Source organism: Streptomyces himastatinicus ATCC 53653, assembly GCF_000158915.1.
Classification (GTDB): Bacteria; Actinomycetota; Actinomycetes; order Streptomycetales; family Streptomycetaceae; genus Streptomyces; species Streptomyces himastatinicus.
The window spans coordinates 9,041,513-9,045,678 of sequence record NZ_GG657754.1; the positions used below are offsets into that span (position 1 = coordinate 9,041,513).

The window sequence follows — 4,166 nt, forward strand, 5'->3', positions numbered from 1 at the left end:
TCAGCCCCCGGCAGATCTTCGAGTGCCGCACGGTGGCGGGGTTGGCCGCGGTGGTGGGTGCTGGCGGGGATGCGGGCGGGGCGCTGGCGGAGCTGGAGGGTGGTGGTGAGGGGTGGATGCCTCTGCTGCCGGTCTCGGAGTTCGTGCTGGGCCTTGGTGGCGGTGTGGGCAGGTTTGCGATGTCGGCGGTGGTGGACGTCCCGGCGGGCGTGGATGAGACGGGTTTGGTGGCCGTGTTGGGTGCGGTCGTGGATCGGCACGATGTGTTGCGGTCGCGGTTGGTGCCGGGTGGCTTGGTCGTGGGGCCGCGGGGTTCGGTGGATGTGGCGGGGTTGGTCCGGTGCGTGGCATCGGGTGGCGATGTGCAGGAGGCGCTGGATGAGGCTGCGGGGTTGCTCGATCCTGCGGCGGGTGTGATGGCGCGGTTCGTATGGCTGATGGATGAGCGCCAACTGCTGGTGGTGTTGCACCACTTGGTGGTCGATGGGGTGTCGTGGCGGGTGTTGTTGCCGGACCTGGCGGAGGCGTGGCGTCTCATCCGTCAGGGCGAAGTGGCGGAGTTGGCGGCGCCGGTGACGTCGGTGCGGCGCTGGGCTCATGCGTTGGTGGAGGAGGCGGGCCGTCGGGAGCGGGTGGCGGAGCTGGGGGTGTGGCGTTCGGTGGTCGAGGGCCCGGACCCGCTGCTGGGCTCGCGCGCCCTGGACCCGGCCGTCGACGTCCGCTCCACGGTGGACACGTTCTCCGTACGGCTCCCGGCACAGGTCACCGAGGCCCTGCTGACGGGCATCCCCGCCGCCTTCCGGAGCGGTGTGAACGACGGTCTGCTGGCCGGTTTGGCGCTGGCGGTGGCCAGGTGGCGGCGGGCGCGTGGGGTGGCGGAGTCCTCGTCGCTGGTGCGGCTGGAGGGCCATGGCCGGGAGGAGGGCGTGGTTCCGGGGGCTGATCTGTCGCGGACGGTGGGCTGGTTCACCAGCGTGTTCCCCGTACGGCTCGACGTGGCGGGGGTGGATGTCGAGGAGGCGTTCGCCGGTGGTCCGGCGGCGGGCGTGGCGGTGAAGGCGGTGAAGGAACAGCTCCTGGCGATCCCGGACAAGGGCCTGGGCTATGGACTGCTGCGGTATCTGAACCAGGAGACGGGGGCGGAGCTGGCGCCGTACTCGACGGGGCAGATCGCCTTCAACTACCTGGGCCGTTTCTCCTCCTCCGATATGCCCGAACACCTCCGCGGCCTGGGATGGACCCCGTCCCCCGGTACGGAGGGGCTGATGCCGCGGCTGGACGACGACATGCCCGCGATGGCCGTCCTCGACATCAACGCGTACGTCACCGACACCCCGCGCGGCCCCGAGCTGGAGGCACGGTTCGACTTCCCCACCGGACTGCTCCCCGAGCACGAGGCGCGGGAGCTGGCGGACCTGTGGTGCGCGGCGCTGGAGGGGCTGGCGACGCACGCGTCCCGCCCTGACACCGGGGGACTGACGCCCTCGGACGTTCCGCTGGTGCCGGTGCGGCAGAGCGAGATCGACGGCTGGGAGGAGCGGTATCCCGGGCTGCGCGACGTCTGGCCGCTCACCGACCTCCAGTCCGGCCTGCTCTTCCAGTCCCAGCTCGCCGACGGCGGCCACGACGCCTACCACATGCAGATGGTGTACCACCTGGCCGGACGCGTGGACCCCGACCGGCTACGCGCCGCCGGGCAGGCGCTCCTGGACCGCCACGCCAATCTGCGTACCGCCTTCGTGGCGAACACCACCGGCGAACGCGTCCAACTCGTCCTCGACGGGGTTCAACTGCCCTGGTGCCACCTCGACTTGACCACCGCAGACGTACCCGGGCGCGACCAGGCCCTACGAAACTTCCTGGACCAGGACCGGGCCGCCCGCTTCGACCCGGCCCAGCCGCCCCTGCTGCGCATGGCGCTCGTCCTGACCGGCGAGGCGGAAGCCGAACTGGTCCTCACCGCCCACCACGCGCTGTTCGACGGCTGGTCGCTGCCCCTGCTGACCCAGGACCTGCTGCGCCTGTACGGCTCCGGGGGCGACCCCGCCGTACTGCCCCGCGTACCGGGCTACCGCGACTTCCTGGCCTGGCTGTCCCGCCGGGACCGGGCCGAGTCCGCCCGGGCGTGGGCCGCCGAGCTGGACGGGATGGACGAGCCCACCCTGCTGGCTCCGGGAGCGGTGGCCGAGACGGGCCAGGGGAACGTCGGCCATATCGACGTGCCGCTGGCGGACGACGTCTCCCAGGAGCTGTCCCGGCGCGCCGCCGAGCTGGGCGTCACGCTGAACACCGTCCTCCAGGGCGCCTGGGGCCTGGTGCTGGCAGAGCTGACGGGACGTCAGGACGTGGTGTTCGGCACCACCGTCTCCGGCAGGCCGCCGGAGCTGGCGGACGCGGACGCGATGGTCGGACTGTTCATCAACACCCTGCCGGTCCGCGTGGAGGTGTCCCCCTGGGACACCCTCGGCTCCCTGCTGACCGGACTACAGGACCGGCAGGCCGCGCTGCTGGACCACCACCACTACGGGCTGGCGGAGATCCAGCGGGCGGTCGGGCTGCCCGCCCTCTTCGACAGCGTCATGGTCCTGGAGTCCTTCCCCGTCGACCGCGCCGCCATCGCCGAGGCGAACTCCGCCGCCGGGATCTCCGTCACCCGCGTCAGCTCGGACGGCGGCACCCACTACCCGCTCGGCGTGGCGGCCACCGCCGACCCGCATCTGCGGGTGGCGCTCCAGTACCAGCACGCCCTGTTCGGCCAGGGCGCGGCCGAGGACATCGCCGAGCGGTTCGGGCGGGTCCTGCGGCAGATCGCCGAGGACATCGACGTGCCCCTCGGACTGGTCGGCACGCTGCCGCCCGCCGAGCGGGAACGGCTGCTCGCCGAGGCGGGGGACACCGCGCTGCCCGTGCCCGGCGGAACGATCGCCGAGCAGTTCGCGCGCCAGGCGGCGGCGACCCCCGACGCGGTCGCGGTCCACTTCGAGGACGTGCGGCTGACCTACCGGGAGGTCGACACCCGCGCGAACGCGCTGGCGCACGAGCTGGTCCGCCGCCAGGTGGGCCCCGGGTCGGTCGTCGCGGTGTCGGTACGGCGCTCGCCGGACCTGGTGGTGGCGCTGCTGGCCGTACTGAAGGCGGGCGGGGCCTATCTGCCGATCGACTCCACCTTGCCGGCCGACCGCATCGCCTACATGGGCACGGACTCCGGGGCCCGCCTCGCCCTGGCCGACGCCACCACCGAGGCGGCGCTCACCGGGCTGCCGTGCCCCGTCCTCCGGGTCGACGGGATGGACGGCGCGTTGCCCGACAACGCCCGGCCCGTCGCGTCCGCCGCGCGCGTCGACGACCTTGCCTACGTCATCTACACCTCCGGCTCCACCGGCCGCCCCAAGGGGGTCGCCGTCACCCACCGCGGGATGGCGAGCCTGGTCGCCTCGCATGTGGAGCGGCTCCACGTCACCCCGGACAGCCGGATGCTCCAGCTCGTCTCGCCGAGCTTCGACGTATCGCTGTGCGAGGTGTTCACCGCGCTGCTGTCGGGCGCGAGCCTGGTGCTGGCCGACGCCGAGCGGCTGGTGCCCGGGCCGCCGCTGGCCGAGACCGCGGACCGGCACGGGGTGACCCATCTGATGCTGACCCCCACGATGCTCGCGGCGATGCCCGACGGGTCGTTCGGCAGCGTCACCTGCCTGGTCATCGGGGGCGAGGTCGCACCGCCGGAGCTGGTGGCCGCGTGGTCGCCAGGGCGGCGCATGGTGAACGTCTACGGGCCGACGGAGATCACCGTCTGCGCCACCATGAGCCTGCCCCTGGTGGAGGACGGCGGCGCCCGCCCCATCGGCCGACCCATCGCCAACACCCGGGTGTACGTGCTCGACGGCGCCCTGCGACCGGTACCGGCCGGAGTGGCAGGCGAGTTGTACATCGCGGGCCCGGGCCTGGCCCGCGCCTATGTGGGCCGCCCGGACCTGACCGCCGCGCGCTTCGTCGCCTGCCCGTTCGGCGGCTCCGGCGAGCGGATGTACCGGACCGGTGACGTGGTCGCCCGCACTCCCGACGGCGATCTGGTGTTCCTCGGCCGGACCGACGAACAGGTCAAGATCCGTGGCTTCCGCATCGAGCTGGGCGAGATCGAGTCGGCCCTGCGGGCGCACCCCGCGGTGCGG

General features: G+C 73.0%; 2 protein-coding genes. One reads left to right on the top strand and one right to left on the bottom strand.

Going from position 1 to position 4,166, the window contains the following annotated elements; all coding sequences use genetic code 11:
- The coding region (locus SSOG_RS56800; protein ID WP_245606704.1) for a hypothetical protein at positions 1–260 on the bottom strand (260 nt) is incomplete at its 3' end.
- On the opposite strand from SSOG_RS56800, the gene SSOG_RS54335 reads away from it, so the two are divergent.
- Positions 180–4,166: amino acid adenylation domain-containing protein (locus SSOG_RS54335; protein WP_245606671.1), on the top strand; the 3,987-nt coding region annotated here is incomplete at its 3' end. The genes SSOG_RS56800 and SSOG_RS54335 overlap by 81 nt on opposite strands.